The 12,021-nt window shown below is 64.5% G+C and carries 9 protein-coding genes; 1 reads left to right on the top strand and 8 read right to left on the bottom strand.

The features are described from left to right. Positions 1-143: 143 nt before the first annotated feature. The 5 genes from BEN47_RS18260 to BEN47_RS21590 form a co-directional block, all read right to left on the bottom strand. Positions 144-1,415, bottom strand: coding sequence for a cation:proton antiporter (locus BEN47_RS18260; protein ID WP_070730507.1), 1,272 nt, complete (start codon positions 1,413-1,415; stop codon positions 144-146). Between the two features lie 57 nt (positions 1,416-1,472). Next, the gene (locus BEN47_RS18255) at positions 1,473-2,378 is read right to left on the bottom strand and encodes a mechanosensitive ion channel family protein (protein ID WP_070730506.1); all 906 of its coding nucleotides are present in this window, start codon (positions 2,376-2,378) and stop codon (positions 1,473-1,475) included. 181 nt (positions 2,379-2,559) lie between these two features. Further along, entirely contained in the window at positions 2,560-3,204 is a 645-nt protein-coding gene (locus tag BEN47_RS18250) for a DUF8459 domain-containing protein (RefSeq protein WP_070730504.1), read from the bottom strand. A gap of 321 nt (positions 3,205-3,525) precedes the next feature. Continuing rightward, complete coding sequence (locus BEN47_RS18245; protein WP_070730501.1) at positions 3,526-4,896, bottom strand: DUF389 domain-containing protein; 1,371 nt, start codon at positions 4,894-4,896, stop codon at positions 3,526-3,528. A gap of 18 nt (positions 4,897-4,914) precedes the next feature. After that, positions 4,915-5,064: a hypothetical protein gene (locus BEN47_RS21590; RefSeq protein WP_158011093.1), complete on the bottom strand. Its 150-nt coding sequence runs from the start codon at positions 5,062-5,064 to the stop codon at positions 4,915-4,917. 394 nt (positions 5,065-5,458) lie between these two features. On the opposite strand from BEN47_RS21590, the gene BEN47_RS18240 reads away from it, so the two are divergent. Beyond that, complete coding sequence (locus BEN47_RS18240; RefSeq protein WP_083322573.1) at positions 5,459-5,833, top strand: rhodanese-like domain-containing protein; 375 nt, start codon at positions 5,459-5,461, stop codon at positions 5,831-5,833. Positions 5,834-5,982: 149 nt separating this feature from the next. On the opposite strand, the gene BEN47_RS18235 is transcribed toward BEN47_RS18240, so the two are convergent. The 3 genes from BEN47_RS18235 to BEN47_RS18225 form a co-directional block, all read right to left on the bottom strand. After that, positions 5,983-9,081, bottom strand: a complete 3,099-nt coding sequence (locus BEN47_RS18235) for an efflux RND transporter permease subunit (RefSeq protein WP_070730499.1) — start codon at positions 9,079-9,081, stop codon at positions 5,983-5,985. 162 nt (positions 9,082-9,243) lie between these two features. Beyond that, the gene (locus BEN47_RS18230; protein WP_070730497.1) at positions 9,244-10,473 is read right to left on the bottom strand and encodes an efflux RND transporter periplasmic adaptor subunit; all 1,230 of its coding nucleotides are present in this window, start codon (positions 10,471-10,473) and stop codon (positions 9,244-9,246) included. 20 nt (positions 10,474-10,493) lie between these two features. After that, a complete protein-coding gene (locus BEN47_RS18225; RefSeq protein WP_070730495.1) occupies positions 10,494-11,858 on the bottom strand; it encodes a TolC family protein in 1,365 nt (454 codons plus the stop codon). Positions 11,859-12,021 lie beyond the last annotated feature (163 nt).

The following is a 12,021-nucleotide window of genomic DNA, read 5'->3' as shown; positions in this document are numbered from 1 at the left end:
GCGAGAGGCGCATCCAGAGCGTATCGGAAATCGTGAATTCTTGGGTCGTGGCCATGCCGCTAAAGTACCACTTCCTTAATCCCTATTCGGATAGGTTCTAAACTGATTGGCCTGTGGCGTATACCAGTGGCGTGGGCCAATGATTACTGGGGCTTGTCCTCCGGCTCGGCGGCGCCGTCTGGGTAGAGCCGCCGGATGAGGCGCTCCAGCGTGAGGCCCTGCCCGATGACGGAGAACACCACCACGGCGTAGGTAATGGCCACGATGAGGCTTTTGTAGGGTACTTCGTTGCTGATGGATAGCGCCAGCGCCACCGAAATACCGCCGCGCAGCCCGCCCCAGGTCAGCATGATGGGCGCTTTGCTGTCGAGCGTGAGCCAGCGGCGGGCCAGCCGGTAGGGCAGCCACACGGCAATGTAGCGGGCCAGCAGCACCAGCACAATGGATACGCCGCTGATAACCCAATACGAGTCATCGAGCTGGATAACCAGCAGCTCCACGCCGATGAGTACAAACAGCAGGGCATTGAGAATCGCGTCAATGAGTTCCCAGAACTTGTCTACATACTCCTCCGTCTGGTGGCTCATGGCGTCCTGCCGGGCCCGGTCGCCCACGAGCAGGCCCGCCACCACCATGGCCAGCGGGCCCGATACGTGCAGCCGCTGGGCCAGTAGGTAGCCGCCCATCACGGCGGCCAGGGTCAGAATCACCTCGGTCTGGTAGTGGTTGATGGAGCGCAGCAGCCGGTAGAGGACGTAGCCCAGCACCAAGCCGAAGAGCACCCCGCCGCCGGCTTCCTGCAAAAAGAGCAGCGCAATGCCGCCCGCCCCAATGCTGTCGGGCCCCCCCAACACAATGCGGTAGATGGTGGCAAACACCACCACCCCCACGCCGTCGTTGAAAAGCGACTCGCCCACGATGTTCAATTTCACGCTTTCCGGCAGCTTGAGGCGGGCCAGAATGCCTAGCACGGCAATGGGGTCGGTGGGCGAAATAAGCGCCCCAAACAGCAGGCACATGGCGTAGCCCATCTCAAAGCCCAGCCAGTGGCTGATGTAATACAGCCCCGTGCCAATGAGAAACGTGCTCAGCAATACGCCTACGAAGGAGAATAGCATCACCGAGCGGCGCTCCACGCGCAGCTGGGCCGCGTCGGTGTGAAAGGCGCCGGCGAAGAGCAGCAGGCTCAGCATCACGTCGAACAGTACCCGGTCGAAGTCGATGCTGGCCACGGTCTCGCGCGTGAGGGTAAACCAAGTGGGCTGCATGGCGCCCAGCCCCAGTATTACCAGCGAAAAGGCCAGGGATACCACCATGATGCCAATGGCATCGGGCAGCTTCAGAAACCGGGTATTGAGGTAGGCAAACAGGGCCGATACCACAATGAGTAATGTAATCAGGGTAAATAAATCCATGCGAAAAGATAAGAGGGTTCTACTACTGCGGTTTGGGTAGCCGGCTGCGGGGCTGTTCTACTGGTCCGGAGGCGTCGGTGGCGGCGGCAGGCGCTGGCTGAGCTGGTCGAGCAACGCGGGCGACACGTCCAGGGTGCGGATGGGGAAGGGAATAACGATGCCGGCCGCATCGAAGGCGCGCTTGACACGCATGACGGCCTCGCTTTTGGCCCCCACGTACTCCACCTGCTTCTGGTAGGGAATCCAAAAGCGTAGCTTAAACGTGATGGCGCTGTCGCCGAAACCCGTGAACATGACCTCCACCGGCCGGCCGGGCACCAGGTTCGGGAAGTCGTGCATGGCGGCCAGCACCGTGTCGCGCACCTGCTCCAGGTCAGAATCGTAGCCCACGCCGCATTCCAGGTCCACGCGGCGTTGGGTGGTCACGCTGTAGTTGGTCACGGCGCTTTCCACCACCTTGCGATTGGGCACGCGCACCAGCTCGCCGGTCACCTGCCGCAAATCGAGGGTGCGCAGGTTAATGCTCTCGATGGTGCCGAAAAACTTGTCGGTTTCAATGACGTCGCCCACAATGAAAGGGCGCTGCACCGCGATGATGACGCCGCTGATGAAATTGGCCGCAATGTCCTGAAACGCAAAGCCCAGCGCCAAGCCAATGATGCCCACGCCGGCCAGCAGCGAGGTCACGGTTTTCTCCAGCTGCAGCACTTCCAGGGTAAAAAACACCCCCAGCAGCAGCACGCCCACGTAGGCGGTGGTACTCACCAGGTTGTTGAGGGTAGCGTGCTGCGACATGCGCGGCAGTACCCGCACGCTGAGCTGCCGCACCAGCCGCGCCAAATACCACGTCGCCACGAGGATTACCAGGGCAATGAGCAGGTTGGGCAGCAGCAGAATAAACTGCTGCAGCCAGCGCACCAGCTTGCCGGATAAAAGGGTGAACGCGCGTTGGATATCGGTCATGCAGGAACGTAGAGGAAAATGCCTGTCCTACGGCTGAATAGTGAGCCGGGGTTGGATGTGGCGAAGAACAGGCGCAATAAAGCCCTGGCGCAGACCAAAGCGGAAGGCATGGCCTTGCTGGTTTTTGAAGAAGATACAAGACAAACAAGAATGCCTTTTGGTACTAGCCCAAGCGTTTTAACTATTCCGGCCGCTCTACCCGAAACGGTGGCGCCTGGTAACCCGGGGGCAGGTAGTCGGCCGGAACGGTGGTGTGGCTGCCGTCGCGCGCGGCGCGGTAGTGGGGCGACATAATTTCGACCCCGGCCGCGTTGAACTGGTCCTGAATGTGCTGGTGAATGCGCGAGTAGATAGCGGCCTGCCGGCTGGCCTCGCGGGTGTAGGCGTTGAGCTGGTAGCTGACGTTAAAATCGTCGAGGCTGGTTTGCAGTACAAAGGGCGTGGGCTCCGGCATTACTTCTTCCGACTGCAGCGCGGCCGCCACGGCCTGCACGATGCGCGCCCGGTACTGGCGGGCCAGCGAGTCGCGCGGCGTGCTCATCCACAGCGCATCGTTCTCAGAAATGCTCTGCACCACCAGCTCGCCATACATCAGGTCAATGGTCTGCTCTGAGGGGTAGAGCTGCAGCGAATCGGCTTGAAAGCGTACGTCGGCTTCCAGGCGGCGCACTTTCTCCGCAATGAGTGCGGCCCGCTCGCGGGGCGAAAACGGCCCCAGCTTGGTGTACACCAGTAACAGCGTATCCCGGTGCGGCACCACGGGGTAGCCGCGGGCAGTGCGCCGCAGCGAGTCGGGGCGGGTATTTGGGCCAGGGCTGGGGCGCATAGGCTAGCCCATAAACTGAACGCAAACAGCAACCTGCTCAGGGCAGTACGTAGGAATGTAGCAGGGCATAATGGTAGCATTGAAGCTAGTTGCAGACTTGAAAATTATTGTTTAGGGTGTCGTGCTCACCGGGCAGTCGCACAGTCGAAGCATGACCGGCCGATGAATAAGCTTGTTCGAAAACACACCTGATTTTCAAAAGTATTTATCAATAGCAAGAAGGCAGCGGCAGCGTCCCTCCCTCCGCCGGAATGGTTGAGCTTATTGAAAGACAACGGCCGGGCCGTGAATTCCGAAAGCATTGGCCTCTTTCGGCCGGCATTACATTTTGGAAGCGGGCTGCACCAGCAGCTGCACCACCCGTCGTTTGCCGGCGCGCACTTGCAGCCACCGGCGCAGCCGCAGCTGCTCGTCGGCTGGCAGCTTCCCCACCGTGCGCACGGCCACGATTACCGTGGTGTCGGCCCGCAGCGAGTCGGCGGCGGGCTGCACCAGGCGGCTCAGGCCCAGCTGGCGCACGGTGGGGTGCTCAGCCTGCACCTCGCTCAGTAGCGCCGGCGCGGCGGGCAGTCCCGTCAGGTCCGGGCTGTCGTACTGGGCAAGCATCTGCTGGAGCTGGGCCAGGCGGGCATCGTAGCTGGCCAGGGTTTGCTCGTTGCGGCTCCGCACGTCTTCCAGCAGGCTGATGCGCATGGTCTGGGCGTCGGCCGAATCGAGCTGCGCTAGGCCCTGGCGCACCACCAGCTTTGACTCCAGCAGCCGGTAGCGGGGCAGCGTGGCGCGGGCTTTTCGCAGCTGGGCCCGCGTGAGACGCTGGCCCGCCAGCAGCACGTTGATGGTATTTTTTTCGGCTTCGATGCGGCGCGTGACCACGTAGGAGCCGGGCAGGTTCAGCTGCTCGTCAATAAACTGCTGGGCACTGTGCACAAACACCGTGCGCTGCACAATGCGCGCCGCCAGGTAGACGCTGGGCCCGCCCGTGAGCAGGGCCATGGCCCAGATGATGAGCTGCACCCGCCGCGCCTGCGGCCGACTAACGAAGGTGTGGTGGGGCAGGGGCAAAATGCGGCTGACCAGAAACGTAGCCAGGCTGATGAACACGCAGTTGATAAAAAAAAGGTACAGTGCTCCTAGCATAAACGACCAGTGCGCCGTGGCCAGCCCGTAGCCGGCCGTGCACAGCGGCGGCATGAGCGCAGTGGCAATGGCCACGCCGGGCACCGTGTTGCCCCGCTCGCGCCGGGTGAGGCCCACGGCCCCGGCTGCCCCGCCAAACAGGGCAATGAGCACGTCCCAGGTAGTGGGCTGGGTGCGGCTCAGCAATTCGGAGCCGGCGTCGGTGAGGGGCGTGAGCCGGAAATACAGGGCCGACACCAGCAAGCTGACACCAGCCGCAAAAAGCAGGTTCTTAAGGCCGCGCCGAATCAGGTCGATTTCGACCGTGGCCGCTCCGAAACCGATGCCCACGATGGGCCCCATCAGCGGGGAGATGAGCATGGCCCCGATGATAACGGCCGTGGAGTTGACGTTCAACCCCACCGAAGCCACCAGAATAGCAAAGATGAGCACCCACAGGTTGGTGCCCCGAAACGACATGCCTTCCTTTACATCGGCCACAATGTCGGCCGGGTCGGCCATATCGTGGGAAAGGTCGAAGCGCATGCGCAGCCACCGGAAAAGAGGCAGATTCATGGGTGAGTGGTAAGGAAGCTAGTAAATGGCGCGCACCCTGGCCCCGGCCCCCGCAGGCTCGGCGCTGCTCGTGGACGTGCCGGTGCAGTGCAGGTACACGTACTGGTCGGGCACAAAGCCAACGGCCCCCGCGGCGTTGACAAAACAGAGGCGTAAAGAAGAAATCACAGAAATTTTACACCAAAAAACCGTGCACGGTCAACCTTGCTCGGCGGCTGGGCCCGGGGCTGGCCGCCGAAGCGCCCGGCTTTGGTGTGCTGCCTTTGGGCTCCGGACGCTGTTTTTCAGACCCCGATTGAATAAGGCGCCGCAAGGTCGTCAATCTATTTCTTACTCCGTGTACCGGGCTGAGGAAAGCCGGTGGTGGTAAGTTGCGCCAGCTGCTGCCGTCATCCGTAGGCGCGCCCGCTGGCCCTGACGCTGTCCACCACTGAAGTAATGAACTTAGGCAGGGCCGTAAAGCCTTTTCAATTAACTCCCTTTCACCATTACCCCGGCGGGCAGGCATGGCCTTGCCTCAACAGATAACCCGCTGCCTGCCCCGCCGCTTTTTTTATTTCCCATGTCCTATTTCACGTTGCTGCTTCCCCTCTTCGCCCTGTTTGCTCTCTTCCAGGGTCCTGCGACTGCCTACAAAAACCTTACGCCCGCCCAGTTTTCGGAAGCCATGAGCCAAAAGGGGGTGCTGCTGCTGGACGTGCGCCGACCCGACGAGTTTGCCGGCGGCCACCTGCCCGGCGCAGTCAACATCGACGTAACTGCGCCCGACTTTGCCCAGCGCGTGGCGGCGCTCGACAAAACCCGCCCCACCTACGTGTACTGCCGCAGCGGGGCCCGCTCAACCAGGGCTGCCAATCAGCTCACCCAAGCCAGTTTCGTGTATATCTCCAACTTAATCGGAGGCGTATTGGAATGGCCCGAAAAGCTGGTGCGCTAGTTGTCTCCCCGGCTTATCGATTCTACTGTATGCTTGATATGCAGCCGAGCCAGCAGCGCGAACTACACTGTTCGCGCTGCTGGCTCGGCTGCATATCTTCGGTTATGCTGCGGCCTCATTAACGGGTAGGAGAGATACAGTCCTCTCAGTTAGGAAACAGCTGGCTCAGGTGTCACCAGCTCAGCACCCGCCTTGCGCCCGAAGGCCCAGTACAGCGCTGGCATGCCCAGCAGGTTGAGCACCGTGGACGTGACCACGCCGCCCAGAATGACCACCGACATGGGGTGCTCGATTTCCGAGCCCGGCTCGTTGCCGGCCAGGATGATGGGCAGCAGGGCCAGCACCGAAGTCAGGGCCGTCATGATGATGGGCGACACCCGCTCCAGCGAACCGCGGATAATCAGCTCTTTGCCGAACGGCATGCCCTCCTCGCGCTCCAAATGCTGGTAGTGGCTGACCAGCATGATGCTGTTGCGGGCCGCCACGCCGAGCACGGTGATAAAGCCCACGATGGAACCCAGCGACAGCACCCCGCCCGTGAGAAACGCCGCCAGCAAACAGCCCGACACGGCGAAAAACAGGCTCAGCAGCCCCAAGGTGGCCAGGCGCACGGTGCCGAAGTCGGTGTAGAGCACCAGGAAAATGCCAACGAGCGAGAGCAGCACCAGACTCAACATGCGGTTCTGCGAGGCCTGCCGCTCGGCGTACTCGCCCAGAATTTCGGGGTGGTAGCCGTTGCCGAAGGCCACGCCGTCGACCTGCGCCTGCACGTCGCGGGCCACCGAGCCCAGGTCGCGGCCGCGCACATTGAGCGTCACGTCGATGCGGCGGGAGGAGGCTTCGCGGGTAATTTCATTGGGCGTGGGCACGATGCGTGCGTTGGCCACTTCCTTGAGGGGCACGGCCCCGCCGCCGGGCAGGCCGATGAGCAGCTCGCGCACGGCCCCGAAGTCGGCGCGCACCGCCGGCTGGCCCCATACGGCCACGTCGAAAATCTTCTGCTCCTGGTAGATTTCGCCCACCTTGCGCCCCTTCACCAGCGTGCTGATGGCCTGGAGCACGGTGCCCGGGTTCAGGCCAAAGCGGGCCGCCGCCTCGGGCTTAATCTTCACCTGAATCTGCGGCACCAGGGTTTGCTGCTGCACTTTCAGGTCGACCACGCCCTCCACGCCTTCCAGCTTGGCGCCCACTTCCTTGGCTTTGGTGTAGAGCTGGTCGAGGTCGGGGCCGAAGATGCGGACCACGATGGTGGCCGAAGTGCCGGTGAGGACTTCCTTGATACGCTCGCGCAGGTAGGTCAGCAGGTCGCGGTATAGGCCGGGGTAGCCGTCCACCACGGTCTGGATTTTGGCCACCGTGGCTTCGTAGTCCACCTTGGGGTCGACGGAAATCCACAGCTCGGTGAAGTTCGGGCCCACCACCTCGTCGGCCACCTCGGCCCGGCCGATGTGGGCGCCGAAGTTGCGCACGCCCGGAATGGCGCGCAGTTCCTTGCTGGCCCGCACCGTGATGCGCGACATGGCCTGCAAGGACGTGCCGGGCTTCTCCACCCAGTGCATTAGAAAGTCGTATTCCTTGAAGTTGGGCAGGAATTCCTGGCCGAAAAACGGCACCAGCAGCATCGACACCACGGCCACGCCGGTCAGCGACCAGGCCACGCGCCTGGGCCGGGCCAGCAGGGGGGAGAGCAGCCGGGCGTAGTGCCGCTTGAGCCAGGCCACCACCGGCGCGTCCTTCGCCTGCTTCTCCGCTGCTTTGGGCAGCAGCAGCAGCGCCAGCGCGGGCGTCAGGGTGAGGGCCACAAACAGCGAGGCCAGGATGGCCAGCACGTAGGCAAAGGCCAGCGGCTGGAAAAACGCCCCCGACAAGCCCGGCAGCAGGAAGATGGGCAGCAGCACCAGCGCCACGATAACCGAGCCGTAAATCACGGCCGAGCGCACTTCCATTGAGGCCTCGTACACCACCGCAAACGCCGTTTTGGGCGAGCCCGCTTCCTTGTTCAGCTGCAGCCGGCGCATGATGTTCTCCACGTCGATGATGGCGTCGTCCACCACTTCGCCCAGCGCGATAATGAGGCCGGCCAGCACCATCGTGTCAATGGTTTTACCGGAGTAGCGCAGCGCCAGCGCCGCCGCAATCAGCGACGTGGGCAGCGCCAGGGCGCTAATCAGGGCCGTGCGCCACTCATAGAGGAAAAACAGCAGCACCAGCACCACCAGCACGCAGCCGATGAGCAGCGACTTGTTGAGGTTGCTCAGCGACATCTCGATGAAGGTCGCGGGCCGGAAAATGGTCGAGTCGATTTCCAGTCCTTTCAGGCCGGGCCGCATGGCGTTCAGGGCTGCTTCCACCTGCCGGGTCACTTCCAGGGTGTTGGCGCCGGGCTGCTTTTCCACGATGAGCAGCAGGCCGGGAACGTCGTTAATCACGGCGTCGCCGATGGGCGCGGGGAAGCCCTCTACCACCTGCGCCACCTCGCCCAGCTTCAGGCTCACGCCGTTGCGAAACGCCACGGGCATCTGGGCCAAATCGGCAGCGGTCTGGATAGCCGAGGTTTGCGACACGGCCAGGCGCTGGTTGGGCGAGTCGATGAAGCCGCCGCCGGCCAGCGTGGTGGCGTCGGCCGCGGCCTTTTCCACCTCGGCCAGCGTGAGGCCCAGGGTGCGCAGCTGCTCGGGGTTCACCAGCACCTGCAGCTGCCGGTCGCGCTGGCCCCAGATGGCCACGTTGGCCACGCCGGGCACGGCCATCAGGCGCGGACGGATGCTCCAGCGGGCCAGCGTGGTCATTTCCACCTGCGTGAGGCTATCCGAGGTAATGCCGATTTTCAGCACCCGGCTCGTGGACGAGAGCGGCGAGAGCATCACCGGGGGCCGGGCCACGCCGGGCAGCGTGGGCGCCACCCGCGCCAGCCGCTCCTGCACCGCCTGCCGGGCGTTGTTGATGTCGATGCCCTGCGGGAAATACAGCACCACCGACGACAACCCCAGCACCGACTTGGACCGGATTTTCTTGACGTCGGGCGTGCCGTTCAGGGCATTTTCCAGCGGCACGCTCACCAGAGCTTCCACCTCGGCCGTGCTCAGGCCGGGCGCTTCGGTCTGCACCTCCACGTAGGGCGGCGCGAACTCGGGAAATACATCCAGCGGCGTATTGCGCACCACCTGCAGGCCCGCCACCAGCAGCACGCCAAACAAGATGACGACCACCAGCCGCAGCCGCAGCGCCGATTCTATTATCCACTTCATTCCGCTGGTTTCTAAAGCTTTATTATATGATAGGCCGTCATGCTGAGCGTAGCCGAAGCATCTCGCTCGCCCCGTCCTCACGATTGAGTTACTACCCCGCGCGAGCTGCTTCGGCTACGCTCAGCATGACGTTCTTTTTGCTTTGGGGTTCAAGCCAGTGAATTAATGGCTGCCGCCGAATTCGGTGCCAAATAGTTCTGCCGCGCCGTCGGTCACGACTTCCGCGCCGGCTTTCACGCCCCGGGAGATGACGATTTGGTCGCCCACTGCCCGCTGCACTTCCACCCGCAGGCGGGTGTACTGCAGGGGTTTGGTGCGCACGTACACCCACTGCCCGCCCGAGGCGTCGTAGAGCAGCGCGGCAGCCGGGATGGTCAACGCCGGCGTGCTGGCCGCGGCTCCTGTGGCGCCATTCGTGGCGCCGCTGGCCGCGTTGCCCAGCGGCACGTCCACGGCCACCCGCTCGCCGGGGCGGAAGGCCTCGTCGTTGTTGTCAATCTCATAAAACACGTCGGCCGTGGCCGTGCCGGCCGTGCCGCCGATGGTGGGCGCTTCCACCGGCCGGGCTTGGCGGGCCGCGCCGCCGTTTAGGGGCCGCACGGTCACCGCCTGGTTCTTACCCAGCCGGCGCAGGTCGCCCACGAACAGCGGCACGCGCACCCACACCTTGTTGAGCGCGGCCAATTCCAGCAGCACCGTGTTGGCCGTCACCACCGAGCCGGGGGCCACGTTGACGCGCTGCACTACCCCGCTGAGCGGAGCTTTGATGGGCAGGGCCTGTCCTCCGCCGGTATTGCCATTCGCGGCACCCTGGCGGGCGCGGGCATCGGCCAGCCCGCGCTGGGCCAGGGCCACGTCGGCGCGGGCATCGTCGCGGGCGCGCACGCTGCCGGCGCGGTCGGCCAGCAGGGCATCGGCCCGTTGCAGGCGGGCCTGGGCTACTTGCAGCTGGGTGCGGGCCTGGGCCGTGCCCTGGTTGAGGGTGAGGAGGTCGCGCTCGGCGGGCAGCGGCACCAGCTGGTAGAGCGTCTGGCCCTGCCGCACGCGCTGGCCGGCCGTGAGGCCGGCCCCGCCGCGCAGCGTGCCCTGCACGGGCGCCACAATGGCCACCGCCTGGCCCGGCACGGCCTGAATCTCGCCACCCACCTCCCGCGTGGCCTGCACGTTGTCGGTTTTAACAGCCACGGTTTTGATGCCCAAGCGCTTTTCCGCGTCGGCGGTGATGGTCACGGTGGTCAGGTCGGACTCCTTGACCGGGTTTTCGACCTCGGCGGGGCTCACGGCTTTGGGCTTTTCGGCTTTGCCGCAGGCGGCCGCGCTGCCGAGCAAGGCCGTCAGCACCAGGTAGCGGGAGGCCACCAGCAGGGTTGATGCGAACTTGGGGAAGGACATAAGAGGAAGATTGCGAAGGGTTAGAAGCGGCCGCCCACGGCGTAGCGCAGCCGGGCTAGGGCGCGGCGCTGGTCAGCGCGGGCGTCGGCGGCGCGCTGGCGGGCGTCGAGCAGCTGGCGGGTGGTTTCGGCCGCCTGCATGTAGGGGAAGTCGCCGTTGACGAAGGCGTTGGTGGAGCGGCGCAGGGCGTCGCTTAGGCTGGGCAGGTAGCTCCGCTCCCACAGCGCCATGCTCTGGGTGGCCTGCTCGTACTGGGCGTAGGCTTCGCGCACGTCCAGGCCCACGGTCTGGCGCAGGGCCAGGTACTGCCAGGAGGCTTGTTCCAGCTCGGCCTTCACCCGCGAGATGCGGCCCTGGTTGCGGTTGAAGATGGGCAGGCCGATGGCCGCGCCGGGGGCCAGGCTCACGGGCTTGGGGTCATTAAGGCGGGCATTCAGCGAGAGCACGAAGGAAAACACCTGGCTCCGTTCCCACCTCAGCCGCTTGGCTATGCCCTCGATGCCGATGCGAGCGGCCCATAAGTCGGGCCGGGCGGCGTAGGCCGAATCCAGCAGCGTGCGCAGCGGCGGCACCGTGGTAGCCGACGCGGGAGCGGCCGTGAACCGCACGGAATCGGCATTCATCGAATCCAGGCCCAGGGTGGCGAACAGGCGCAGGCGGGCCACCTGGGCGTCGCGGCGGGCGCGGTAGAAGTCGTCCACGGCCCGCAGCGAGTCGGCGCTGGGGGCCACGGTTTCCAGCTCGCTGGCTTCGCCCACCCGGAAGCGGGCGCGCACGATGCGCGCCACTTCGGCCCGCATCGTAATGGCCTCGCGGGCAATGCGCAGCCGCTCATCGGTCAGGGTAATGTCGGTGTAGGACACCTGGGCGTCGCGGCTCACGAGGAGGCCGCGGCTCACCAGGCTTTCGGCCACGCGCTGGGTTTCGAGTTGGGCGGCGCCCACCCGGCCGGGCCGCTGCCAGAGCAGGTCGGAGGCGAAGTTCAGGGCCAGGAACACGGGCGACGTGCCGTAGGCCGTCACGCCCGTCAGCACGGGGTTGGCCAGCAGGCCGGCGTCCTGCAAGTCGGCCTGGGCCAGCGCCAGGGCGCTCAGGTCGGCCTGAAAGGCGGGGTTGCGGGTGAGGGCCAGGCTCACGGTTTCGTCCTCGCTGAGGCCGTCCTGCAGGTTGGGCAGCGCGGGGGCCGGGGCGTTGGCGGTGCGGGCGGCACCCAGTTCGTAGCCGCTGCGCGCCTTGAGGCGCCGGGCCACCTGGTCGCGGTTGTAGGGAGATTTGGTGCTCACGCAGCCGGCCAGCAGCAGGGGCAGCGCCAGCAGCCAGAGGCCACGCCAGCGGGGCGAATAGGCGATAGGAATGGGGAAGTGTTTCGGGGGGGTAACGGTCACGGAAACTAGTGTTGGTGCAACGAAAAAAGCTCGTGCGACGGCAGTATCACGGGTCAGTAGATAGAGAAGCTGTTTAGAAAGTCGGTTTTGGGTTGATTTTTCGCAAAAAGAGGACGACAAAGGCCAGCCAGTGCCAGGCCAGCCAGTTGCCGACGCTGGTTTC

The organism is Hymenobacter lapidarius (assembly GCF_001816145.1).
Classification (GTDB): Bacteria; Bacteroidota; Bacteroidia; order Cytophagales; family Hymenobacteraceae; genus Hymenobacter; species Hymenobacter lapidarius.
This window is presented reverse-complemented; position numbering and strand designations above follow the sequence as displayed.